Raw genomic sequence first — 467 nt, forward strand, 5'->3', positions numbered from 1 at the left:
ACGCGGTGTTGGTTCCGGCGCCGGTCATCGAATTGTTCAGGATGTCCTTGAAGGTGACGTCGTCGCCAGGATCATAAGTGACGTTGCCGTCCTTGTTGTTGATCATGGTGTCGATTTTCATGTCGCCGTTGGCATAGATGTCGGCGAAGTCGTCATCCGAGTTCCCGAGCTCGCCCTCGAGCTTGACGCCAACGTCGACGTCGACGTCGACCTTGGTCTCGTTGACGTTCTTGTTCTCGTTCGAGTTCTCGTTCTTGGACTCGTTCGAGTTCTTGTTCTCATTCTCGTTCGAGGCCTTGTTCTCGTTCTCGTTCGAGGACTTGCTCTCGTTCTGGTTCTCGTTTTCGCTCTTGTTTTCGTTCTCGTTCGAGGCCTTGTTTTCGTTCTCGTTTTCGTTCTTGGCGTCGTTCGTGTTGTGGTTCGTGTTTTCGTTCTCGCCACCGCCGTCACCGATATCGAATTCGCTG

The 467-nt window shown here is 53.1% G+C and carries 1 pseudogene; it reads right to left on the minus strand.

From position 1 onward, the window contains the following. Positions 1 to 467 (minus strand): annotated as a pseudogene (locus tag EOA33_RS39625) (hypothetical protein); the annotation flags it as partial.

This window comes from Mesorhizobium sp. M4A.F.Ca.ET.050.02.1.1, assembly GCF_003997725.1.
GTDB lineage: Bacteria > Pseudomonadota > Alphaproteobacteria > Rhizobiales > Rhizobiaceae > Mesorhizobium.